Annotated in this window: 18 protein-coding genes; 3 read left to right on the top strand and 15 right to left on the bottom strand. The window is 63.1% G+C overall.

The window, feature by feature from the left end:
* Positions 1-11 precede the first annotated feature (11 nt).
* Positions 12-2417: a TonB-dependent siderophore receptor gene (locus tag PspS04_RS16255; RefSeq protein ID WP_159996567.1), complete on the top strand. Its 2406-nt coding sequence runs from the start codon at positions 12-14 to the stop codon at positions 2415-2417.
* A 99-nt stretch (positions 2418-2516) separates the two neighbouring features.
* Here PspS04_RS16255 and PspS04_RS16260 read toward each other — a convergent pair whose 3' ends face one another.
* Entirely contained in the window at positions 2517-3113 is a 597-nt protein-coding gene (locus PspS04_RS16260; RefSeq protein WP_159996569.1) for a DJ-1/PfpI family protein, read from the bottom strand.
* 110 nt (positions 3114-3223) lie between these two features.
* On the opposite strand from PspS04_RS16260, the gene PspS04_RS16265 reads away from it, so the two are divergent.
* A complete protein-coding gene (locus PspS04_RS16265) occupies positions 3224-4558 on the top strand; it encodes an aminotransferase-like domain-containing protein (RefSeq protein ID WP_159996571.1) in 1335 nt (444 codons plus the stop codon).
* On the opposite strand, the gene ptrR is transcribed toward PspS04_RS16265, so the two are convergent.
* Entirely contained in the window at positions 4555-5451 is an 897-nt protein-coding gene (gene ptrR, locus PspS04_RS16270; protein WP_159996573.1) for a putrescine utilization regulator PtrR, read from the bottom strand. The two genes, PspS04_RS16265 and ptrR, sit on opposite strands and share 4 nt — an antisense overlap.
* Positions 5452-5551: 100 nt before the next feature.
* Between ptrR and PspS04_RS16275 the strand changes: the two genes are divergently transcribed.
* Positions 5552-6943 (top strand): aldehyde dehydrogenase family protein, encoded by a 1392-nt coding sequence (locus PspS04_RS16275; RefSeq protein ID WP_159996575.1) that lies wholly within the window; start codon positions 5552-5554, stop codon positions 6941-6943.
* A 62-nt stretch (positions 6944-7005) separates the two neighbouring features.
* Here PspS04_RS16275 and PspS04_RS16280 read toward each other — a convergent pair whose 3' ends face one another.
* The 13 genes from PspS04_RS16280 to PspS04_RS16340 form a co-directional block, all read right to left on the bottom strand.
* Positions 7006-9357 carry a trypsin-like serine peptidase gene (locus tag PspS04_RS16280; RefSeq protein WP_095169867.1) on the bottom strand — a complete coding sequence of 784 codons (2352 nt, stop codon included), beginning with the start codon at positions 9355-9357 and terminating at the stop codon, positions 7006-7008.
* Between the two features lie 149 nt (positions 9358-9506).
* Entirely contained in the window at positions 9507-9830 is a 324-nt protein-coding gene (locus tag PspS04_RS16285; protein ID WP_095169866.1) for a helix-turn-helix domain-containing protein, read from the bottom strand.
* A gap of 492 nt (positions 9831-10322) precedes the next feature.
* The gene (locus PspS04_RS16290; protein ID WP_095169864.1) at positions 10323-11051 is read right to left on the bottom strand and encodes an amino acid ABC transporter ATP-binding protein; all 729 of its coding nucleotides are present in this window, start codon (positions 11049-11051) and stop codon (positions 10323-10325) included.
* A complete protein-coding gene (locus PspS04_RS16295) occupies positions 11048-11734 on the bottom strand; it encodes an amino acid ABC transporter permease (RefSeq protein ID WP_095169863.1) in 687 nt (228 codons plus the stop codon). Before PspS04_RS16295 ends, PspS04_RS16290 begins: the two co-directional genes overlap by 4 nt.
* A 2-nt stretch (positions 11735-11736) precedes the next feature.
* On the bottom strand, positions 11737-12465 hold the full coding sequence (locus tag PspS04_RS16300; protein ID WP_159996577.1) for an amino acid ABC transporter permease: 729 nt from the start codon (positions 12463-12465) through the stop codon (positions 11737-11739).
* 122 nt (positions 12466-12587) lie between these two features.
* Positions 12588-13487, bottom strand: a complete 900-nt coding sequence (locus PspS04_RS16305) for a transporter substrate-binding domain-containing protein (protein ID WP_095169861.1) — start codon at positions 13485-13487, stop codon at positions 12588-12590.
* 55 nt (positions 13488-13542) lie between these two features.
* The gene (locus PspS04_RS16310; protein WP_159996579.1) at positions 13543-14745 is read right to left on the bottom strand and encodes a pyridoxal phosphate-dependent aminotransferase; all 1203 of its coding nucleotides are present in this window, start codon (positions 14743-14745) and stop codon (positions 13543-13545) included.
* A 317-nt stretch (positions 14746-15062) separates the two neighbouring features.
* A complete protein-coding gene (locus PspS04_RS16315; RefSeq protein WP_159996581.1) occupies positions 15063-16475 on the bottom strand; it encodes an aldehyde dehydrogenase family protein in 1413 nt (470 codons plus the stop codon).
* 10 nt (positions 16476-16485) lie between these two features.
* Complete coding sequence (locus tag PspS04_RS16320) at positions 16486-17529, bottom strand: homoserine dehydrogenase (protein ID WP_159996583.1); 1044 nt, start codon at positions 17527-17529, stop codon at positions 16486-16488.
* Positions 17530-18165: 636 nt separating this feature from the next.
* Complete coding sequence (locus PspS04_RS16325; protein ID WP_095169858.1) at positions 18166-18603, bottom strand: Lrp/AsnC family transcriptional regulator; 438 nt, start codon at positions 18601-18603, stop codon at positions 18166-18168.
* The gene (gene thrC, locus PspS04_RS16330) at positions 18600-19991 is read right to left on the bottom strand and encodes a threonine synthase (RefSeq protein WP_159996585.1); all 1392 of its coding nucleotides are present in this window, start codon (positions 19989-19991) and stop codon (positions 18600-18602) included. The genes PspS04_RS16325 and thrC overlap by 4 nt, the downstream gene beginning before the upstream one ends.
* 16 nt (positions 19992-20007) lie before the next feature.
* The gene (locus PspS04_RS16335) at positions 20008-20898 is read right to left on the bottom strand and encodes a LysR substrate-binding domain-containing protein (protein ID WP_095169856.1); all 891 of its coding nucleotides are present in this window, start codon (positions 20896-20898) and stop codon (positions 20008-20010) included.
* A gap of 59 nt (positions 20899-20957) precedes the next feature.
* The gene (locus PspS04_RS16340) at positions 20958-22388 is read right to left on the bottom strand and encodes an amino acid permease (protein ID WP_159996587.1); all 1431 of its coding nucleotides are present in this window, start codon (positions 22386-22388) and stop codon (positions 20958-20960) included.
* Positions 22389-22415 lie beyond the last annotated feature (27 nt).

The following is a 22415-nucleotide window of genomic DNA, read 5'->3' on the forward strand; positions in this document are numbered from 1 at the left end:
GCACACAGAAGATGGCTTCAACGTCGTTCACCCGCAGCGGTTTGCTACTCGCCAGCCACATGCTGCTGGGCAGCCTGCCGCTGGCCCTGCCCACCCTGGCGTATGCCCAACAGCAAACCCAGGCCTTCGATATCGCGCCCGGCCCGCTCGGCGAAGTGCTCGGTCGCTACGCCCAGGCCGCCGGCGTGCCGATCGCGTTCGCCTCGCATCAGGTCGAGGGACTGCGCAGCGAGGGTGTACGCGGCAGCTACAGCGTCGCCGAAGGATTCGCGCAGATCCTGCGTAACACCGGCATGGACGCCAGCGCCAGCACCGACGGCTATCAGTTGGTGAGTCGGCCACTGTCCACCGGATCGATTGCGCTGGAGGCGACAGAAGTCACTGCCAACCAGTTGGGAACCATCACCGAAGGCACCGGTTCCTACACCCCGGGCACCATCGCCACGGCCACCCGCCTGGTCCTGACGCCGCGGGAAACCCCGCAGTCGATTTCAGTGGTGACCCGCCAGACCATGGATGACTTCGGCCTGGTCTCCATCGACGACGTGATGCGTCATACACCGGGGATCACCGTCTCGACCTACGACAGCGAGCGCACCAACTACTACGCCCGTGGTTTCTCGATTCAGAACTTCCAGTACGACGGCATTCCGACCCTGCGCAACGATGCCTTCTCGGCCGGCCAGACCTTGACCGACATGGCCGTCTACGACCGTGTCGAAGTGCTCAAGGGGGCTACCGGGTTACTCACTGGCGCAGGTGGCCCCGGCGGCACCATCAACCTGATCCGCAAGAAACCGACCGCCGAGTTCAAGGGCAACGTGGAGCTGGGCGCTGGCAGCTGGGACAACTACCGCTCGCAGATCGACCTCAGCGGGCCGTTGACCGAAACCGGCAATGTGCGGGCACGGGCGGTCGCCGCCTACCAGGACAAGCATTCGTTCATGGACCATTACCAGCGCAAGACCAGCGTCTACTTTGGCACCGTGGAAATCGACCTCAACCCCGACACCCTGCTGACCCTGGGTGCCGATTACCAGGACAACGACCCCAAAGGCTCGGGCTGGTCCGGCAGCCGCCCACTGTTCGATTCCAATGGCGATCGCATCAGCCTGCCACGCGCCTTCAACAATGGGGCGAAATGGAGTGGCTGGGAGCAATACACCCGCACGGTATTCGCCACCCTGGAACACAGCTTTGCCAATGAGTGGGTCGCCAAGGGCCAGTACAACCACCAGATCAATGGCTATCACGCCGAGATCGGTTCGGTGCAGAGCAGCCCCAATGCGCTGACCGGAACCTCCAGCGTGTACGCCAACAAGTTCACCGGCGAAACCACCAGCGACAGCGGCGACTTTTACCTGTCCGGGCCCTTCAGCCTGCTGGGTCGCGAGCATCAGTTGGTGGTGGGCACCTCGGCCTCCAACTCCCACTGGAAAGCCAAGAGCTACTACAGCCCGACCTACACCAACAACGTGATCGACTTCTATCACTGGGACGGCGACAGCATCAAGCCGGACTGGGGCGTGGCCACCCCGACGGATGAAACCACGCGCCAGACTGCCGGCTACACCACGGCACGTTTTAGCCTGACCGATGAGCTCAACCTGATGCTCGGCGCCCGCGTGGCGAATTATTGGCTGACGGGCACCAGCGACACCCGGGAAACCGGCAAGCTGGTGCCGTACGCCGGCGTCACCTACGACCTCAGCCAGAACCTGTCGTTGTACGCCAGCTACACCAGCATCTTCATGCCACAGCTCTACTACATCGACAGCCAGAACAAAGTCCTGGAACCGGATGAGGGCAAGAACTACGAGCTGGGCATCAAGGGCGAGTATTTCGATGGCCAGCTCAACACCAGCCTGGCGTACTTCGAGATCCACGAGACCAACCGTGCCGAAGCCGACAACGCCTACAACGCGGCCCCGACCAACCCCGCCGTGGAGTACGCCTACCAGGGCATCAAGGCCAAGACCAAAGGCTACGAAGCAGAAATCTCCGGGCAGTTGGCCCCTGGCTGGCAATTGCAGGCCGGCTATACCCACAAGGTGGTGCGTGACGAGCACGGCAACAAGGTGTCCACCTGGGAACCCGAGGACCAGTTGAGCTTCTACAGCAGCTACAAACTGCAGGGCAACCTCGACAAGTTGACCCTCGGCGGCGGTGCACGCTGGCAGGGACAAGGCTGGCAGGTCCTGACCAACCGGGCCAAGTCCAGCGAGGAGAAGTTCTCCCAGGATGCTTACTGGCTGGTGGACCTGATGGGCCGCTATCAGTTCACCGAACACCTGTCGGCCACGGTCAACGTCAACAACCTGTTCGACAAGTACTACTACACCAACATCGGCTTCTATAACTCCTCGTACTACGGCGACCCACGCAATGTGATGGTGACCAGCCGCTACGACTTTTAAGCCATGGCCCACACGCCGAGCAGACACTGGTGGTCGGCTCGGCTCAAGCACCGGAACCGGGCACCGGAACCAGGCACCGGAACCAGGCACCGGGCACCGTTACAAGTAAGGCTGGATATTGGCCAGGGTGCGCTCGACATACAGCTGTTTTTCTCCCACCGGGGCCACGTAGTGCACCGCATTGCAGGCCGCCTCCTGGCCCTGCAGGCGGGCGATGAGCCAGGCCGCCAGGTAGGTTGACGCCAGGCAGCCGCCGGCGGTCGCCACGTTGCCCCTGGCGAAGAACGCCTGGTTCAGTACGTCCACCCCCGCGGCCTGGACCCAGGGTTTGGTGGTCAGGTCGGTGCAGGCCGGCACCCCTTCCAGCAGCCCCAGCTTGGCCAGCACCAGGGTCCCGGAGCACTGCGCCGCCAGCAGTTGCCGCCGCGGGTCCAGGCGCAATTGGCCCATCAGTTGACTGTCCTCGACCACTTCACGGGTCAGCGCACCGCTGCCGACAATCACCGCATCCGCCTCGTTCGCCTCCTGCAGCGTGGCCTGGGACTCGATCACCAACCCGTTCATCGAGCGCACACGCAACGTCGGGCTGGCAATCGACACGCGCCAGCCCGGGGTCTTGATCCGGTTGAGCAGCCCCAGGGCAATCAAGGAGTCGAGTTCGTTGAAACCGTCAAAAGTCAGGATCGCGATATGCATGACCGGGTCGTCCGCTGAATGGGCTGGCGTCCGCCTGTTGGGGCGGTTGTGCGGTCTCAGGCTAGGGCCAATAATCAGTACAATCAAATTATTGTACTGGATACAAGCCCATGGCCCGTTCCCGCTACAAGTACCTGGTGGACGCCTTCGCCGCCGACATCCGTGCCGGCCGCCTGACACCCGGCACGCGTCTGCCCACCCATCGCCAACTGGCCACTCGCGAAGGCCTGGCCCTGGCCACCGCGACTCGGGTGTATGGCGAACTGGAAGCCATGGGCCTGGTCAGCGGCGAAGCCGGCCGGGGCACTTTTGTCCGTGAGACCGCGCTGCCCGCCGGGCTGGGAGTCGACCAGCACGCAGTCGCCGCGGGCCTGCTCGACCTCAACTTCAACTATCCCGCACTCCCCGGCCAGGCCGAACTGCTGCGCGGCGCCTTGCGGCAACTGGCGAACAGCGGTGACCTGGAAGCCCTGCTGCGTTATCAGCCCCACGGTGGTCGCCCCCATGAGCGGGCCAGCGTCGCCCGGCACCTGCACTGTCGCGGTCTTGCGGTCAGTGAAGAGCAGGTGCTGATTGTCAGCGGCGCCCAGCACGGCCTGGCCGTCACCCTGATGGGGCTATTGCGCGCCGGAGATGTGGTCGCCACCGACGCCCTCACCTACCCCGGGTTCAAAGTCCTCGCCGAGAGCCAGCGCCTGGAACTGGCGCCGATTGCCGCTACCCACCAGCAACCGGACCTCGACGCCCTGGCGCGCCTGTGCCAGCAACGCAAGGTACGTGCCGTGTACTGCATGCCGACCCTGCACAACCCGCTGGGCTGGGTGGCCAGTGCCGACTGGCGTCAGCGCCTGGTGCAGATCGCCCGCCAGCACGACCTGCTGATCATCGAAGACGCCGCCTATGCCTTTCTTGCCGATGACCCGCCACCGCCCCTGGCTGCCCTGGCGCCGGAGCGCACCGTGTACGTCTCGGGGCTGTCGAAAAATGTCGCCACCGGCCTGCGGGTCGGTTTTGTCGCGGCGCCCCTGCCCTGGATCCCAGCCCTGGAACGGAGCATCCGGGCCACCGTGTGGAACACCCCCGGCGTGATGACTTCGATCGCCTGCAACTGGCTCGACGACGGCACCGTGCTACGCCTGGAACAACACAAGCGCGAGGATGCCAGACAGCGCCAAGCCCTGGCCCGCGCCGTCCTGCGCGGCCTGCCGTTCACCAGTCACCCCAACGCCTACTTCCTCTGGCTGCCCCTGGGCGAAGAAGTGCGCGCCGACCAGATTGCCATGGCCCTGCTGCGCGAGAACGTCTCGGTGTCGACCGCCGAACCCTTTGCCACCTCCAGCCACGTGCCCCACGCCATCCGCCTGGCACTGGGCTCCCTGGACCTGGCTAGCTTGCAGGTGGCCCTGGAAACGGTGAAGCGGGTGGTGGACAGGCATACGTATTAAGCCGGCTTGCGCCCGGTTGCCTCTGATCCCACCACCCCACGCGCCTCGAGCATCCGCACAAACATGCTCAGGCTTTGCGACACCGTGCCCCGGCGCCACACCAGCCAGGTGCGCAGGTAGCGGAACGACTCCGACAGCGGCCAGATGCTCACCGTGCTGCAACCGGGCATGCTCTCGAGCATGCTGCGGGGCATCAGGGCCAGGCCGGCACCGGCGCTGACGCAGGCGAGCATGCCGTGGTAGGACTCCATCTCGTGGATCCGCCCCGGCACTGCCGCGTCCTTGGCGAACCAGCTTTCGAAGTGGTGCCGGTAGGAACAATTGGCGCGAAACGCATAAATGCTCTCGCCGTTGACCTCCCGCGCGCGGTGGATCGGCGGGTGATTGAGGGGGGCGATCAGCACCATCTCCTCCTCGAACGCCGGCACTCCCTCCAGTGCCGGGTGCAGCACCGGTCCGTCGACGAAGGCCGCCGCCAGGCGCCCGGACAATACACCGTCGATCATGGTCCCGGAGGGCCCGGTGGACAGGTCCAGCGCCACCTTGGCGTACTGTTGGTTATAGGCCGCCAGCAGTGCAGGAATGCGCACCGCCGCCGTGCTCTCCAGTGAGCCCAGGGAAAACGAGCCTTGGGGTTCTTCCCCGGCAACCGTCGCCCGGGCCTCCCCGACCAGGTCGAGAATCCGTCGCGCGTAGTCGAGAAAACTCCAGCCGGCCGGCGACAGGCGCAAGCGGCTTTTCTCACGGATAAACAGATCCACGCCCAGGTCCTGCTCCAGTTGCTTGATCCGCGTCGTCAGGTTCGAGGGCACCCGGTGGATGTGCTGCGCGGCGGCACTGATACTGCCGTGCTCGGCCACGGCCTTGAAAATCTCCAGCTGAACCAGATCCAAGTCATTCTCCATTCGTGAACGATAGGCTCAGCATTATTCAGTTTTCAGCAGCCAAGCGCCAGCGTAGCCTGCATCCATTCCCACCCAGCAGGACGGTGCCATGACCCAGATTTCCAGCCTCACCCATGCCCTTTCGATCAACCCCGCCACCGCCGAGCAGATCGGCCACTACCCCTTCCAGTCCGCGGCCGAGCTGGATGCGGCGCTGGCCCGGGCCAGTGCCGGGTTCGCCACCTGGCGCCGTACCCCCCTCGCCCAGCGTGCCCAGGCCTTGATTGCCCTGGCCCAGGCACTACGCGACAACGCCACGAGCATGGCCCGGATGATCACCCTGGAAATGGGCAAGCCGCTGACCCAGGCCCGTGGTGAAATCGAAAAATGCGCCCAGCTCTGCCTGTGGTACGCCGAACACGGCCCGGCCATGCTCGCTGCCGAACCGACCCAGGTGGAAGGCGCCAAGGCGCGCATCGAGTACCGCCCGCTGGGGCCGATTCTCGCGGTGATGCCGTGGAACTTCCCGATCTGGCAAGTCCTGCGCGGCGCGGTTCCAGCCCTGATCGCCGGCAACACCTACGTACTCAAACATGCACCGAACGTGATGGGCAGCGCCTACCTGCTGCGCGATGCCTTGCGCCAGGCCGGGTTTGCCGAGGGTGTGTTCGAAGTCATCAACGTCACGCCGGACGGCGTCTCCAGTGCGATTGCCGATCCCCGGATCGCCGCCGTGACCCTGACCGGCAGCGTGCGCGCCGGCATGGCCATCGGCGCCCAGGCCGGTGCGGCCTTGAAAAAATGCGTGCTGGAACTGGGGGGCAGCGATCCGTTCATCGTGCTCAACGACGCCGACCTCGATGAAGCGGTCAAGGCCGCAGTGCTCGGCCGCTACCAGAACACCGGGCAAGTCTGCGCAGCCGCCAAGCGCCTGATCATCGAACAGGGTGTGGTCGAGGAATTCACCCGCAAGTTCGTCGAGCTGACCCGCCAACTGGTGGTCGGCGACCCCTTGGCCGACGCAACCTACATCGGCCCGATGGCACGTGTTGACCTGCGCGACGAGCTGCACGAGCAGGTGCGCGAGACCCTGGAACAAGGCGCGACCTTGCTGCTGGGTGGCGCCAAGGCCGAAGGCCCGGGCAACTACTACCCGCCGACGATTCTGGCCGACGTCACCGACCAGATGACCGCCTTCCGCCAGGAACTGTTTGGCCCGGTGGCGTCGATCATCACCGCCCGCGATGCCGCCCATGCACTGGCGCTGGCCAACGACAGCGAGTTCGGGCTGACGGCGACTGTCTTCAGCCGCAACCTGGAACTGGCCCGGCAACTGGCGGACGAACTGCAAACCGGTGGCGTGTTCATCAACGGCTACAGCGCCTCCGACCCTCGCGTGAGCTTCGGCGGCGTGAAGAAAAGTGGTTTTGGCCGCGAACTGTCGCACTTCGGCGTCCGCGAATTCTGCAACGTCCAGACCGTTTGGCTGGATCGCCGCTGAGGGCAGCAAAAAAACCGGGAGCACTAGGCTCCCGGTTTTTTAGCGATGCAAGGGGCTAACGATCAGTCCTGATCCTGGTTCAAGGCTGAGCCAAACACCCCGTGGTAGAACTCCCCGACCCAAGGACCGAACTCCGGTCCGTAGTTCTGTTGCAGGTCGATGTTGTACTGGCTGAACACACCATTGACCAACTGCGGCTCATTGATCATGAACCAGGGTCCGCCGCTGCCACCCGCCGTCAACTCATCGTGCTTGACCACGATGGACGGCGCGGCACTGGCCACCTGACTGCCAATGCTCTGCCATGGCACTTGACCGTCGAACGGGAACAGCACCGTGGCTTGCCCCGGATAACCGGTGTTCCTCCAGCAACCGGCAACCATGCCCCACTGCAAGCCCACCCAGCCGACCACATCCCCTACTCCGCGGCCATCGGGGCCGGGTTTGACCTTACAGAAACCCAGGTCCCAGGCCGGGCTCTGGGTGCTCTCCCAGGCTGTCGGCCAATTCCAGTTCTCCACTTGCCAGCCACCGTAAGGGGCGTTGCCGTTTTCATAGGCGGGGACGAAATAGAGATTGCTGGCTTGATGCCCATCGAGCAGCAGGCAGTGGGCCGCCGTCAAGATCCCGGATCGATGCACCACCACCGCCGACGCGGTGCACGGCCTGCCATTCATATCGAAGAACAGCTTGCCGACGGTACGCTGCGGGTACTCATGCAGGTGCTGAACCCGCGAAGTATCTGGCCCCAGGTGCACACTCAAGCTGCCCGCAGACGGCGGTGTCCCCCCGGCCAACAGACTGTTGGCGTCGCCGCCGACGATCGACCGGCCAGCCTCCGGCAGCGGGTATTCATCCAGCGCGTGAGTGGAGCGATCCAGTGGCTGTGCGCTGGCCATGCGTTCGGCGGTCCACAGCGCGGCAAGGTCTTCGAGCGACGTGGTAGCGCTCGCGGAAAAGTCCTGGGCATGCACGGCGGTGGCCAGCCATGGGCCCACCGGGTAGAGGTTGGCCTCCACCAGGTACCAGACGATGTTCCAGCTGTAGCCTCGGTCGTAGTCGCTCTTGACGAACACATCGCCGCTACTGCGACCGATTACCTGCTCGCTGACTTTGTGCCAGTCGCCGCCCGTGCCATCGTCCCAGTTGCAGATGATGTCCCAGCCGACAATCACCTTGGTCGAATCACGGAAGGAGAACACGTGTTTGTTCCAGCCGATCCGCCATTTCGCCTCGACATGGTCCGAGACGCTCTGGATGTTGATCCCCGGCAGGTCGCCTTTCTGGAACCCGAAGCTCCAGCGCACCGTGCCCTTGTCGGCGTCGAAGTTCTGGTCCTTCTTCGGCTCGTTTTTTCCCGCCGCGACCACCTGGGTGTAGAACACCTGGCGGTTGTTGATCTCGCGCAGGCCGTTGAGCAGGCGATTGGTTTCATCGGTTAACAACTCGATCATTTTCGAGTCTTTGGGCAAGGAGGCTTGCTGCGCCTGGATTTTCGATTCCAGCCGGTGGTACGGCTCCTCGACCAGGCGTCGGCCGAAGTCCGGGCAGCTACTGAACAAGGCGCGCGCCAGCCAGAAACGGTTGTAGAGAAAGCTCAGCTCGGAAAACACCACCGGGCTGACCGGCACTTCGCCGGAAATCGACGGGTCGATCACTCGATAGTGCTGCAGGTAGGTTTCCAACTGATTGGCTTGCAGCGACTGGTTGAACCACGGCAGCAACTCGGTGACGATGGTCTCGGCGGTCCAGCCCGTTTTCGGTGGCGAGGGGATCGCGCTGTTGACCCCGGTGGCCTTGATCCGCACTGAGACGCTGGCGTTGTGTTCCTTGGAGATTCTCTCGAAGCTGGCGCTGCCCTCGGTACTGAACACCTGGGGCACATCGGCGGCCATCGCGGCGGTGAACTTGTTGCGTTGCTCGGCGCTGGAAAAACGGCACTGGTAGATCGCATACAAGGATGAACCGGCCCTGTAGCCTGCGACAAAATAGTCGCCGTACTTGCTGCGAAAATCCTCGCCTGGAGTCACGTTCAGTTCGTTCTTCTGCGCCAGCGCGTACTGGCTCTCCTCGATCGACACCTGGGCCACCAGTGTCACACTCAGCTCGGAAACCGCCATCTCGTTGAGGAACGAGGTACTGGCCGAGACATTCACCCCCTCAAGGTTGTAGGCGGCCTTCACCGAGCCGGAAATCATGCTCTGCAGGTCGCTCTCGGACTGCACCAGTGAATAGATGAATTCCGTCGACTTCTGCCCCGCCGGGGTCACCGTGAACGGCTTGACCGCCGAGGCACGCAATTGACCGGTGATGGCATCGACACCCAACCCGAGCTGGTAGCTCTTTTGCCACGGCTGGCCCACCACTGTGGTGTTGAGCAGGGAGGTCACCGGATTGCTTGAGATCTGTTTCATGGGTCGTTCTCCTTAACAGTTTGAACCGCACAATCGTCACTGGCGCCCGACACCCTTGCGGTGCACTTAGCGCGTCACCACCCTGGCAAGCTTGTGCCAGGCCCACAAGCAATGGCGCATGCGTGCTGCGCACTTCTCGTGCGTGGTGCTCAGTAGCCGCTGGCAGGGTCTTGAAGAACACGGATCAGGTGCGCACGTGCCCGGTCACACAGATCGGGGAAAGGCTGCTCGACCGGCCATGGCGCCGGCTCTCGGTGCTGCTCCATGCCACCGCGCCCCAGCAGCAGCCAGTCTGCCGATACGTCCAGGTACTCGCACAGGGCGATGACATTGGCCAGGGTCATGGGACCGCCCTGGCACCAGCGCGATACCGCGCTTTCGCTAACCCCCATGGCGGCAGCCAGCGCGTAGTGTTTGTTGATGTGGCGTTGCCCCATCGCCTTGCGGATACGTCGTCCTCGATTCAGTGGCATGTCAGCCCCTCTGCAATGAATATCCTGTAGGGAAATCTGGCACAAAAGCCAAGCACCAGTGAGCGATCGCAGGGGGAACTGTGCGGCAGCTAGCAAAGCGCGGGGGGAGACAGCAAAAAAACCGAGGGGTATCAGCTAATTTCGAGCAGTTAAACGATGCCGGGCCTTGTGGGAGCAGCCGGGCGGCGTTCCGTTTGCTCGCGAAAAACGTCAACGATAACGCGTGCATTCAGAATAACCGCGGCGCTCTCCAGACCATCGCGAGCAGGCCGCAAGCGGGCGCTCGCTCCTACATTAAATTTGCTGAGTGTCTGCAAAACCTGCGGGCGGCCAAGCTCACTGTAGGAGCGAGCTCGCGAAAAACGTCAACGATAACGCGCACATCCAGAATAACCGCGGCGTTCTCCAGACCATCGCGAGCAGGCCGCAAGCGAGCGCTCGCTCCTACAGGGATTGCGCCGGGCCTTGTGGGAGCGGCCGGCGTGCAACGCCTTAGTGCTGGAGGATTTTCGAGAGGAAACTGCGGGCCCGGTCCGAGCGTGGGGCGCCGAAGAACTCTTCGGACTTCACGTCCTCGATGATCTCGCCGCCATCCATGAACACGATGCGATCAGCCACCTTGCGCGCGAAGCCCATTTCGTGGGTCACGCACATCATGGTCATGCCCTCGCGGGCCAACTGGACCATGACGTCCAGCACTTCGTTGACCATCTCCGGGTCGAGCGCCGAGGTCGGCTCATCGAACAGCATGGCGATCGGGTCCATGGCCAGGGCCCGTGCAATGGCGACCCGCTGTTGCTGGCCGCCGGACAACTGGATCGGGTACTTGTGCGCATGGCTCTTGAGCCCGACGCGTTCCAGCAGGGCCATGCCCTTTTTGGTCGCCGTGTCGCGGTCGCGACCCAGCACCTTGATCTGCGCCAGGTTGAGGTTATCGATGATGCTCAGGTGCGGGAACAGTTCGAAATGCTGGAACACCATGCCAACCCGCGCACGCAGTTTCGGCAGGTCGACACCCTTGCCCGTGACAGGCTGGTTCTCGATAAAGATCTCGCCTTCCTGCACCGGCTCCAGGCCGTTGACGCATTTGATCAGGGTGCTCTTGCCGGAACCGGATGGCCCGCACACCACCATCACTTCACCACGCGAGAGCTCGGTGGTGCAGTTCTTCAGGACCTGGAAGTTGCCGTACCATTTGCTCAGGTTTTTCATCTGGATCATGCGGTTCTCCCTACATTTCTTTTCAAGCGCTTGGTCAGGCTGGAGAGCAAGTAGCAGATCACCAGGTAGACCAGGGCCACGAACAGGTACAGCTCCACCAGGCGCCCGTCACGCTGGGCGAACTTGCTGGCCGCGCCGGTAAAGTCGGCGATGGACAGCACGTACACCAGTGAGGTGTCCTGGAACAGGATGATGGTTTGGGTCAGCAGCAAGGGGGTCATGCGGCGCAACGCCTGGGGCAGGATCACGTAGATCATCGATTGCGCCGGACGCAGGCCGAGGGCGGCCGCGGCCTGTCGCTGGCCGCCAGTGATGCTCTGGATACCGCCACGAATGATCTCGCTGTAGTAGGCCGCCTCGAACATGCAGAAGGTCACGAAAGCGGTGACCACCGGGCCGATCTGCACCGGCCGTTCGGTGCCGAAGGCCATCTGCAGGAGCAAGGGCATCAGGAAGTAGAACCAGAAGATCACCAGCACCAGCGGGATGCTGCGCATCACCGTCACATAGCCCAGGGCAAAGCCGCGCAATACGCGGTTGTGCGACAGGCGCATGAGGGCCAGGAAGGTACCGGCGACGATGCCGACCGACATTGCCACCAGGGTCAACAGCAGGGTGAATTTCAGGCCATTCCACAGGGCCGGCATGGCCCGGACAATGACGCTTGGGTCTAGATCAAACATGACTACCTCGTCGCGCCGCGAATGGCCAGGGAACGTTCGATGTGACCCATGACAAAGGTCACCAGCAGCGAAATCACCACGTAGATCACGGTTGCGGCGGTGAACGCCTCAAAGGTGTTGAACGAGTACTCGCTGACGTTGCGCGCCTGCGCGGTCAACTCCATCAAGCCGATGGTCAGGGCCACCGATGAGTTCTTCAGGGTGTTCAGGGCCTCGGAGGTCAGCGGCGGGAATACCACGCGGATCGCCTGGGGCAACAACACCTGCAGGTACATCTGGGTCGGGCGCAGGCCCAGCGCCAGGGCCGCGCCCCGCTGCCCGCCGGCGACCGACTCGATACCGGCCTTGAACAGCTCCGACAATTTGGCCGAGGTGAACAGGGTCAGCGCCACCACGGCACTGAAGAACGAGGGATAGGGCAAGTCCTGCTTGAGGTAGTCACCCATCGACACCGGGAGTAACTCGGGCACCACGAAGAAGCAGATGAACATTTGCACCAGCAGCGGGATGTTGCGAAACACCTCGGTGTACAGGTTGCACAGCCATACCAGTGGCCGCAGCGTACTGGTGCGCAGGGTGCCGACCAGGCCACCGATCAACAACGCGAGGATGAACGCGACCAGGGTGGTCGCCAGGGTCCAGCTGGTACCGGTGACCAGCCAGTGCAGATACGACGAAGTTTCTCCGGGAGCGAAATCCCAGAACACGCTCCAGTTCCAGTTGTAATCCATCAACCACCAACCTTTAAGAAAAAGCACAACGCTTGCACGCTGGACACGCTCTCCCCTGCGCAGGAGCTGGCAAGCCAGCGCCCGCGCCTTGAAAAGCGCCTCAGCTCATTGGCAAACCGGCATCAGACGCCGGTGTCGTTCGGGTGCGCGATGGCTTGTTTCAGCGCTTCGCTCATCGGCAGGTTGATCACGGCATTCTTCGGCGGGATCGGCTGCTCGAACCATTTCGGGTACTGGGTATCGATCACGCCAGTGCTGTAGAGGTTGCGCAACACGTCATCGGCAAAGGACTTGAACTGCGGGTCGTTCTTGCGGATGCCGATGGCATAGGGTTCGGCGGACATCGGCTCGGGCAGCAAGGTGTAGGCATCCGGGCTGCGGCTTTGGGCGATGGTTGCCATCAACTGCACGTCGTCGTTGATGTAGGCCACGGCGCGCCCGGTTTCCAGCATCAGGAAGGCTTCGCCACCGTCCTTGGCATTGAGGATTTTCAGGCCCAGCTGTTTTTCCCGGTCCAGGTTCTTGGTGATCCACTCGCCGCTGCCCCCGGTAATCACCACCACCGCCTTGCCCTTGAGGTCGGCGACGCTGTTGATGCCGGCGGTCTTCTTCACCGCGTACTTGGCGCTGGCCACATAGCTGGTGAGCAGGAAGCCGATCTGTTTCTGGCGCTCGACGGTGTTGGTGGTCACCCCACACTCCAGGTCGATGGTGCCATTGATCAACAGTGGCGTACGGGTCGCCGCGACAACCGAGACGTACTCGGTCTTGAGGCCCGGCTCGCCCACCTTGACCTTGATCTGGTCGACGATTTTCTGGCACAGCTCGATGCTGTAGCCGATCGGTTGCTGGGCATCGTTGAGGTAGGAAAACGGCAACGAGGCGTCGCGGTAGCCGAGGGTGACGGTGCCCGATTCCTTGATTTTCTTCAGGGTTCCTGTGAGGTCGTCAGCCTGTGCAACGCTGGTGCCCAGACAAGCAGCGACGACTAGGGCAAGCAGCTGTTTCTTTTTATCGAGCATGGGGATCTCCGACTATTGTTATGGCAGCTTTGGCACAGCGAAAGGGCGAAGAACTTCAGCGCAAGGCATCCAGCGCTTCGCGGATACGAACGACAGCTTTTTGTAGGTTTTCCCGGGAGGTGGCGAACGACAGCCGGAAGTACCCCGGCAACCCGAACGCCAACCCCGGCACGACGGCGACACCGGCATGGTTGAGCAGATAGGCCGACAACTCGACGTCATCGCTGATCACCTGCCCGTCCGGGCTGACCCGACCGAGCAGCTGGCTGCACTCGGGGAAGGCATAAAAGGCCCCTGCCGGTGCGCTCAGGCGCAAGCCGGTGCACTGGCGCAGACCGTCCACCAACAGACGACCGCGCGCGGCGTACTCGGTGGCGCTGTGCTTGACGAAATCCTGCGGGCCTTGCAGCGCGGCGCGCGATGCCTCCTGGGAAATCGCGCTGGCGCCTGAAGTGCTTTGCGACTGGATCTTGCTGATCGCGGCGATCAGCGCCTTGGGGCCGGCGGCGTAGCCGATACGCCAGCCGGTCATGGCATAGGCCTTGGCCACACCATTGATCAGCAGGGTGCGCTCACGCAGCTGCGGGCAGGCATTGGCGAAGGACACGAACGGTTGGTCGGCGAGCAGCACGTGCTCGTAGATTTCGTCGGACATCACCAGCACATTGGGAAAGTCTTCCAGCACCTTGCCCAGCGCTTGCAGCTCGGCGAGGGAGTAGATCGCGCCGCTGGGATTGGACGGCGAGTTGAGGACCAGCCAGCGGCTCTTCTCGGTCAGCGCGGCCTGCAGCGCCTCGGCGGTCAGCTTGAAGCCGACCTCGATGCCACAGGCAATCACCTGCGGGCTGCCGCCATTCAAGGTGACGATATCGGAATAGGAGACCCAGTACGGCGCGGGGATGATCACCTCGTCACCGGCTTCCAGGGTGGCCATGAAGGTGTTGAAGATCACCTGCTTGGCGCCGTTGCCCACGGTGATCTCGTCGACGCTGTAGTCCAGGCCATTCTCGCGCTGGAACTTGCTGACGATCGCCTGGCGCAAGGCCAGGGTGCCCTGGGGCGCGGTGTAGCGGGTATGGCCGTCACGCATGGCCTGGCAGGCCGCGTCGATGATGTGGGCCGGGGTATCGAAATCCGGTTCACCCAGGCTCATGTCGACAATGTCGCGACCCTGGCTGGCCAGCTCCTTGGCACGCATGGAGATAATCATGCTCGGAGAAGAAGAGATCTGCTTGACGCGTTGACTTTCAAAACTCATGAAATGCCCGCCTTCCATGGAGGTCCGCTGAAGATCATGGAGGATCGTCAAGCGCCTCGCTGTTGTTGTACGACGTAGTATGACATGCGTTTTTCTGATTTCGCAATCGCCAAGTGCCAGTGTTTTTTTTCCACGCAAAAAAGCCCGTCATCCCACGATAACCAGTGGTTATCGTGGGATGACGGGCTTGATGGGTCTAGATGAGGGTGATGGCAGCGCTAGGTTCAAGCAGAAAAAAATCGCTGCCTGGGTTGCTTAACCCCGAAAGAGGTACGATGACTTAACGACCTCTTCCGGGAACTGAGACCTTCCAGCACCTAGGCCGGCGTATTGAGGCACACCACCTTGGGCTGGGTCATTTCCTCATAGGCAAAGCGCACCCCTTCGCGTCCCAGGCTGCCGTACTTGGAGCCGCCGAACGGCATCGCATCGAAGCGGTAATCCGAGGAGTCGTTGATCATCACCCCTCCCGCCTCAATCCGCCGAGCAGCGCTCATGGCCGTGGCCAGGTTACCGGTGAAGATCCCTGCGTGCAGGCTGTACTCAGGCTCGTTGGCCAGCGCGATGGCCTCATCGAAACTGTCGAAGGGTTGCAGGACCACCACCGGGGCGAACACTTCATCGCGCCACAACCGGCTGGCGTGATCGACATTCTCCAGCACCGTTGCCGCGTAGCAAGAACCTTGGCGGCGATGACCGCAGAGTAGCGTGGCGCCCTCGCGCAAGGCTTCGTTGACCACCTGCTCGGCATTCTGTGCGGCCTGCGGGGTGATCATCGGCCCGATATCAGTGCTCGCCAAGGCAGGATCACCGGCGACCAGCGCCTCGGCCTGGCGCACGAAGCCTTCGCGAAAGGCCTCATAGACCGACGCCTGGACCAACAGGCGCTGGGTGCCGATGCAGTTCTGCCCGGCCGCCCAGAACGCCCCGGACACACAACTGTCGATCGCCGCCGGCAAGTCGCAGTCACCCATCACGATCACCGGCGCATTGCCGCCCAGGTCCATGGCCAGCTTCTTCAGGCCGGCGGTGCGGGCAATCTTTTCGCCGGTGACGAAGCCGCCGGTGAAGGAAATCATCCGCACCTCGCGGGCAGCCACCAGCGCCCGACCCAACTCTGCCCCACCGGTAGCGACCGTGACGACCGCCTCCGGCAGCCCGGCTTGCACCAGGTAATCCACCAGGCGCAGGGCCGACAAGGGCGCCAACTCCGAGGGCTTGAGGATCACCGCATTGCCCCCGGCAATCGCCGGGCCGAGCTTATGCGCCACCAGGTTCAGTGGATCGTTGTACGGGGTGATCGCGACGATCAGGCCCAACGGCTCACGGGTGAACCAGCCCTGGCGTGACTCGGAGCCTTCATAGGCATCGAACGGCACCACTTCGCCAGCGTTGCGCTTGGCCTCCTCGGCCGACAACTTGAGGGTATTGACGCAGCGCTTGACCTCTTTTTGCGCCTGCACTTGGGTCTTGCCGGCTTCCTCGACAATCAGCCGGGCAAAGCCCTGGGCGTCGCGCTCGATGGCCAGCGCGGCCTGCTCGAGAATCCGTGCGCGACGATGGCGCGGCAGCGCGGCGCAGAGGCGCGCGCCATGCCGGCCCTGCTCCAGCAGCTGCGGGACCTGGGCCGCATCCACCTTGACAACCGTGCCGACGACGCTGCCGTCAAATGGGTTCAACACATCGATGTGCGGTTCAACAACCGCCAGGGCCAGACGCGATAGGTTCACAGGCTTTCTCCTAGTGGGTGACCACGGATTGGTGCAGGCTGATGATGTCCGACAACAACGCGTATGCAGTTTCCATGCGCCCGGCGCCCGGCCCCGAGACCGTCACTGCGCCGAGCAATGGGCTGGTGAACGACACGGCGTTAGTGGCGCCGCTGATCGCGGCCAATGGGTGGTCGTTGCGCAACAAGCGCGGTTCGACCCGGGCACTGACCGAGCCGTCGGCCTGACGCGTGGCGGCGCCAATCAGCTTCCAGCGCGCACCCTCCTGGCGAGCCTTGGCGATATCGTCCAGGGTCAGGGCGCTGATGCCCTGGCAACTGACATCGCTGACCTGCAGCTTGGCGTCCAGCAGTTCATTGGCCAGGATCACCACCTTGAGGCGCACGTCGTAACCTTCGACATCCGCGCTCGGGTCGGCTTCGGCGTAACCCAGTTCCTGCGCCTGGCGCACCGCCTCGGCAAACCCCAAGCCGCCTTCCATGCAGGTCAGGACGAAGTTGGAAGTACCGTTGAGAATGCCCTCGAAGCCGTTGATTGCACTGCCGGCCAGGGTCTGTTTGGCCAGGCGGATCACCGGTGTGCCGCTCATCACCGAACCTTCGTATTCAAACGCCACCTTGTTGCGCAGGGCCAGGGCCTTGAGCTCGGCACCGTGCAGGGCAATCGGCCCCTTGTTGGTGGTCACCACATGCTTGCCCGCCTCCAGGGCCCAACGGCAGAACGAGGTAGCAGGCTCGCCATCCACTGGATTGGTGAAGGTCGCCTCGGCAATGATGTCTGCCCCCGAATCCTTGATCACCGCCTCATTCAACGCCTCGACCGTGCCACCAGGCAACTGGGCCAAAGCCCCCTTGGCCGCCGGCAACCGGGCCAGCACTCCAGCGTCCAGGCCTTCACGGCCAATCAGCGAACCCAGGAACAAGTCAGTCACCCCGACAATCTTGAGGCTGAAACCCAACTCGGTTTTCCAGCCTTCATTACGCTCGGCAATCAGTTGGGCCAACGCCCGGTTGACACCACCGAAGCCGACCAGCGCCAGTTTGTATTCAGTCATTTTGTTATTGCCCTTGATCCGGAAGATGGGTTGTTGGGCACTAGATTAGGCGGCGGGACTGGGCAGTGAAATAGGCCAATTTGCTCTATTTCCTGAGCGTTTTGCCCAGGGTTTGCGCAATTTCACACGCCGTTGCGGGGGGCTCCCAGAGTGTGGTTTTGGGTGTTCGCAGATTTTGTGTACTGCCACTTATTTTGTGGGAGCGAGCCTGCCCGCGATGGCGGTGGGTCAGGCAGTATCGAGGTTGGATGGGCCGGCCCCATCGCGGGCAAGCCGCAAGCGGGCGCCCGCTCCCACAATGATTTTGGCTGTTCACAGATTCTGTATACACCACATCAAACCTGTGGGAGCGGGCTTGCCCGCGATGGCGGTGGGTCAGGCAGTATCGCGGTTGGATGGGCCGGCCCCATCGCGGGCAAGCCGCAAGCGGGCGCCCGCTCCCACAATGATTTTGGCTGTTCACAGATTCTGTATACACCACATCAAACCTGTGGGAGCGGGCTTGCCCGCGATGGCGGTGGGTCAGGCAGTATCAAGGTTGGAGGCCGGCCTCATCGCGGGCAAGCGGAGCGCCGCCCGGCCCGCTCCCACAATGACTCCAGGGGTTCGCAGAGTTTGCATACCCCCCGACTCGCCCTAGACCACCGACGACAACACAAACGAGGTCACGGTGTTTTCCACCCCAGGCAGTGCCGAAATCTGCTTCCAGACCTTGTGCACCCGCTCAGGACTGGCGGCGCCGACGCGGAGCATCAGGTCGAACTCACCGCTCATCACATCGCACTGGATGACTTCCGGGATCGCTCGCAGCGCCTGCAGCACCTCGGCCCCGCGCATGCGGTCGTAGCGGTAGACAAAGATCACCGCATTGATGTGCGAAGCGCCGGAATGCCCCTCCCCCGTGCGCACCGTATACCCCTGGATCGCACCGTCGCGCTCGAGTCGTTCGATGCGCTGGCGCACGGCATTGCGCGACAGGTTGACCTTGGCCGCCAGCTCCGCATGGGCGGCCCGGGCATTGAGCCGCAGCTCGGCGATGATGCGCTCATCGAGGGGATCGAGAATACGTTTCACCGGGCCTCCCAAGGCAGCGCGCCCAGGCGCTGGCGAAGTGTTTGCAGATCATCCGCCTCGATCCGAGACGCCCCGCCGCCCTGCTCCACCACCGGGGCAGGCATCATGGGCAGGACGATCCCCAGCTCGGCGAGCAACTGCGCCGACTTGCCGGGAGCGATCTCGCCCAGGGTCACCATCGGCGCCACCAGGCTGCGGCGATAGAGCCGGGCCGCGAGCACCCCGGTCGCCGTGTGGGGGTCGATGACGTAGCCGGTGTCGCGGTACAGCGCGCTGATTTCCTGCACCGTCTCGGCATCGCTGACCGCGTAGGAGTCAATGATCATCCGCGCCTGTAACCAGCATTCGTTGGCCATGCGCATCTCGCCAGTGGCCTCGAACCCGGCCATCAGCGCACTCACCGCCTGGCCATCTTGCCCATACAGCGCCCAGAGCAAACGTTCGAGGTTGGAGAAAATCGACAGGTCCATGGCCGGTGACAGGGTCTGGTTGGCGTGCGACCGGCAGTAGTAATTCTTCAGGAACAGCTGGTGCAGCGCGTCATTCTGGTTGGTCGCGACAATGATCTGGGTAATCGGCAGCCCCATCTTCTGTGCAATGTACCCGGCATACACCTGGGCAAAACTCGCCGCCGGCACGCTGACGCCGATGGGCCGCTGACCGCCACCCAGTTGCAACACCCCGTGGAAATAGAACACCAGTTGCGCCAGCACACTGACCCAGTTGCTGGAGTTGAAGCTGACCGCCTGCAAGTCGGCGCACGGCCACTGCTGGAATAGCTGACTGACCAGGGTCTGGCACTGATCGAAGCTGCCGTTGACCGCGAACCTGTGGACCCTGGGCCGGTTCACCGCCTGCAACTGCTGCCACTGCTGCGGCGCCACGCCAGTCTGCGGGTAAAGCAGCACCACTTCGGCTTGCGCGCAATGCTTGAATGCCTCGATGGCCGCCAGCCCGGTGTCGCCATTGGTGGCCCCCAGCACCACCGCCCGGCGCTGGCGTTTGCGCAAGAAGTGTTGCACCAGTTGCGCCTGCAGTTGCGCGGCAAAGTCCTTGGAGGAACCCGTGGGCCCGTGGAACAGCTCCAGCACCCACTCGTTGCGGTCGACCTGGTGCAGGGGCGCTATCGCACGATGGCTGAAACCGCGGCAGGCGGCCTTGAGCAATGGGCGTAAATCCGCTTCGGCAATCGCCTCACCGATAAACGGCTGCAACACCCGCCAGGCCAGTTCGTCATAGGCCAGGGTCGACCAGTTGGCGATATCCTGCGGGCTGAAGTGCGGAAGGTCGACGGGGACGAATAGCCCCCCATCGTCGGCCAGTCCGGATAACACGACCTTTTCAAAGTCAGCCTCTACGGCCGAACTGCGGGTACTGACATAACGCATGGTTGGCTCCGGCCATTCATTTGTGACGATGTGCCTGCTCCACCAGCCAGGTGGCAAACATGATCGCGTCGGGGTGTTCGTCGGTGCCGGCACCGCGCACCAGGTAAAACGACTCGCTGGCTTCGATGCGCTGGGCGAAGGGTTCCACCAGGCGCCCGTCCTCGAGCATCTCGAGCACCATCGAGGAGCGGGCCAGGGCAATGCCCTGCCCCAGCTCGGCCATGCGCAAGGTCGAGATCAGGGTGTCGAACTGCATGCCGGTCGAGGAATCGACGCTGTCGGCGCCAACCATCTTCAACCAGTAGCCCCACCCTTCTTCGTAGCCCAGCACGTGCAGCAGCGGATGCTGGGCCACGTCGGCCGGGACCTTGAGCGGCGAGCGCGCCATCAGCGCTGGCGAGCAGACCGGGAACAGGCTGTCCCAGGTCAGGCGCTGCGCCACCAGGCCGGGCCAATGGCCGTGACCCCAGCGAATCTCCATGTCGTCCTCGCCGTCCAGTTCCTTGACCCAGATATTGCTGATGTAGCGGATGTCGACATGCGGATGGGCCTGGCGGAACCCCACCAGCCTGGGCGCCAGCCAGTGCACGAAAAACGACAGGCTGCCGCGCACCTTGATCGGCCGGCGCTTGTGCTGGCCGAAAATTTCGTTGGTGCCCACCGCCAGCCGGGTGATCGCGTCCTGCACCACGGGCAGGTAGGCCTGCCCTTCCTCGGTCAACCCCAGGCCACGAGGCAAGCGCTTGAACAGCGCCACCCCCAGATGGCTTTCGAGCTGGCGGATCTGCTGGCTGACGGCGCCCTGGGTGAGGAACAACTCGTCGGCGGCGTGGGTGAAGTTCAGGCAGCGGGCTGACACCTCGAAGGCCCGCAACCAGTTCAACGGGGGTAAGGTTTTTTGCTTCATGGCCTGGACCTCTGTGACACCCCCGCACCGAGCGAACCTGCCCAGCCCGCCGACGGTTGCTAGAACGCATCGGACGGTTGTGCCAAGGGGGCAAGCGCCAAGCGGCGCTCACGGCTTTTGCGGGTAATGTAATACACGAAGTAGCACCAGGCGATGAAGGGCAAGCCGAAGTACAGGGCCACGCGCTGCTCAGGGTCGAAGGCGATCCCGATGCAGGCCAGGCTGCAGCAGACCAACGCCCCCAAAGGCACCCACGGATAACCGCGGACCCGGAACTTGAGGTCGTGGATATCGCCGCCGTTGGCCACGTAGTGTCGGCGAAAGGCGATCTGGCTCGCGGCGATGCTCATCCAGACCACCACCACGGCCAGCCCGGAGATCGATACCAGTGCCAGGTAGATGGTGTCGGCGGCAAACACACTGCTGAGCAGCGAGGCGGCGCCCCCGGCCATGCTCACGATGATCGCGTTGAGCGGCGTGCCCATGCGGGTCAGGGCCGAGAATTGCTTGGGCAGGTGTCCCTGGTCGCTGAGGGTCCAGAGCATCCGCGAGGCGGCGTACAACCCGGAGTTGGCTGCCGACAGCAAGGCCGTGATGATCACGAAGTTCATGATGTCGGCGGAGTACGGAATGCCGATGTAGGTGAACACCGTGACAAACGGGCTCTCCACCAGCCCGGCCTGCTCACGGGGCAACAGGGTCGCGAGGACAAAGATGGTGCCGACAAAAAAGATCGCCAGGCGCAGCACTGTGGTGCGGATGGCCCGCGGTACATTGCGTTGCGGGTCCTTGGTTTCACCGGCGGCGATGCCGATCAACTCGGTGCCGGAGAAGGCAAAGGCCACCGCCAGCAAGGTCATGGCAATCGGCATGAAGCCGGTGGGGAACAAGCCTTCACGGGTGAAGTTGCCCAGGCCGATGCTGTGCACCTGGTCGATGTTCAACAGGCCGAGAATCGCCCCGCCGCCAATCACCAGGAACACCACCACCGTTATCACCTTGATCAGCGATAACCAGAATTCGGTTTCGGCAAACAGGCGCACCGAAATCACGTTAGTCAGGAACACCACCCCGGCAAACAGGGCGCTCCAGATCCACACCGGAGTGTCCGGGAACCAGCGCGTCATGAGGATGCCGGCGGCGGTGAACTCCGAACCGATGGCCACGGTCCAGGTCAGCCAGTAGAGCCAGGCCACCGTGTAGCCGGTGCCCGGGCCGAGAAAGCGCGTGGCGTAGGTGCTGAAGGAGCCGGTTTCCGGCATCTGCACCGCCAGTTCGCCGAGGCACATCATGACCATGTAGACCATCAGCGCGCCAATGATGTACGCAATCACCGCGCCCAGCGGGCCGGCCTGGTTGACGGTGTAGCCAGAGGTGAGGAACAGTCCGGTGCCAATCACGCCGCCCAATGCCAGCATGACGATGTGGCGGGTCTGCATTTCCTGTTTGAAACCGGAACGCGGGTCGAGTTGTTGTTCTTTTATGGACATGGTTGTTCTCATGAAAGGGGTTAGGGC

Origin of the sequence: Pseudomonas sp. S04 (assembly GCF_009834545.1) — a bacterium.
Taxonomy (GTDB): domain Bacteria; phylum Pseudomonadota; class Gammaproteobacteria; order Pseudomonadales; family Pseudomonadaceae; genus Aquipseudomonas.

What these genes read in the sequence shown, in the direction of transcription:
- PspS04_RS16265 (WP_159996571.1), top strand. Translation starts at nt 3,224, where the DNA reads ATGGCCCGTTCCCGCTACAAGTACCTGGTGGACGCCTTCGCCGCCGAC.
- PspS04_RS16295 (WP_095169863.1), bottom strand. Translation starts at nt 11,734, where the DNA reads ATGTTTGATCTAGACCCAAGCGTCATTGTCCGGGCCATGCCGGCCCTG.
- PspS04_RS16255 (WP_159996567.1), top strand. Translation starts at nt 12, where the DNA reads ATGGCTTCAACGTCGTTCACCCGCAGCGGTTTGCTACTCGCCAGCCAC.
- PspS04_RS16260 (WP_159996569.1), bottom strand. Translation starts at nt 3,113, where the DNA reads ATGCATATCGCGATCCTGACTTTTGACGGTTTCAACGAACTCGACTCC.
- PspS04_RS16300 (WP_159996577.1), bottom strand. Translation starts at nt 12,465, where the DNA reads ATGGATTACAACTGGAACTGGAGCGTGTTCTGGGATTTCGCTCCCGGA.
- PspS04_RS16290 (WP_095169864.1), bottom strand. Translation starts at nt 11,051, where the DNA reads ATGATCCAGATGAAAAACCTGAGCAAATGGTACGGCAACTTCCAGGTC.
- PspS04_RS16305 (WP_095169861.1), bottom strand. Translation starts at nt 13,487, where the DNA reads ATGCTCGATAAAAAGAAACAGCTGCTTGCCCTAGTCGTCGCTGCTTGT.
- PspS04_RS16280 (WP_095169867.1), bottom strand. Translation starts at nt 9,357, where the DNA reads ATGAAACAGATCTCAAGCAATCCGGTGACCTCCCTGCTCAACACCACA.
- PspS04_RS16310 (WP_159996579.1), bottom strand. Translation starts at nt 14,745, where the DNA reads ATGAGTTTTGAAAGTCAACGCGTCAAGCAGATCTCTTCTTCTCCGAGC.
- PspS04_RS16340 (WP_159996587.1), bottom strand. Translation starts at nt 22,388, where the DNA reads ATGTCCATAAAAGAACAACAACTCGACCCGCGTTCCGGTTTCAAACAG.
- PspS04_RS16285 (WP_095169866.1), bottom strand. Translation starts at nt 9,830, where the DNA reads ATGCCACTGAATCGAGGACGACGTATCCGCAAGGCGATGGGGCAACGC.
- PspS04_RS16320 (WP_159996583.1), bottom strand. Translation starts at nt 17,529, where the DNA reads ATGACTGAATACAAACTGGCGCTGGTCGGCTTCGGTGGTGTCAACCGG.
- thrC (WP_159996585.1), bottom strand. Translation starts at nt 19,991, where the DNA reads ATGCGTTATGTCAGTACCCGCAGTTCGGCCGTAGAGGCTGACTTTGAA.
- PspS04_RS16335 (WP_095169856.1), bottom strand. Translation starts at nt 20,898, where the DNA reads ATGAAGCAAAAAACCTTACCCCCGTTGAACTGGTTGCGGGCCTTCGAG.
- PspS04_RS16275 (WP_159996575.1), top strand. Translation starts at nt 5,552, where the DNA reads ATGACCCAGATTTCCAGCCTCACCCATGCCCTTTCGATCAACCCCGCC.